The sequence below is a fragment of the Streptococcus suis genome, assembly GCF_002960425.1.
GTDB classification, from domain to species: domain Bacteria; phylum Bacillota; class Bacilli; order Lactobacillales; family Streptococcaceae; genus Streptococcus; species Streptococcus suis_S.
Genome location: NZ_POIZ01000077.1, coordinates 1 through 612, shown reverse-complemented (window position 1 = coordinate 612; position 612 = coordinate 1). Strand labels below are relative to the sequence as shown.

The following is a 612-nucleotide window of genomic DNA, read 5'->3' as shown; positions in this document are numbered from 1 at the left end:
AGAGGTGTTTTCTCCAGGTCATCAACGATAAAGCTATAATTTTCTTCACTTCCATAACCTGCATCTGCGACAATGTGTTGAAAGAGTTCTAAGGTTTGGATGGATTGAAGAAAGGGCTTGAGTGTACGAGTGTCAGTTGGATTCGGAAACAGTCCGTAAGCTAAGGCAAACTGGCTGTTTGTACCAAGTTGAAGGTTGTAGCCCGGTTTGAGCTGACCATTTTTCATACTCGCTCTTTTATTTCAAGGCTCGTGAAGAAACAGTCTCTCCCCAGACTGTTTCTTCCTCTTTCATCCGCATGAATGTTGCATCATGATCCGTTTTAGAGTAGGAGTTTCGTTCTTGTAAAATCTGTTTATCTCGTTCGTACTTCTGTTTCCGAACAAGACAATCCTCTTTCAACTTTCTCTTGAGTTTCTTAATTCTTCTTCGTTTCTGTCTGTTGGCTGATCCACCTTTAATGACTTTAGGCTCTTGTGAGATAGCTTCTTCCACCTCATCCAATACTTGTTCTGTCTCATGTAGGAGTTGTTTGAGTCCCTCGCTAGTGAGGCATTCTTCCTTGGACAAGGCAGTATTCACCCCTTCTTGAACTAGCTTGTCATAAAGGGC

General features: G+C 42.3%; 1 pseudogene. It reads right to left on the bottom strand.

Going from position 1 to position 612, the window contains the following annotated elements:
• Nucleotides 1-612 (bottom strand): annotated as a pseudogene (locus C1G57_RS09165) (transposase); the annotation flags it as partial.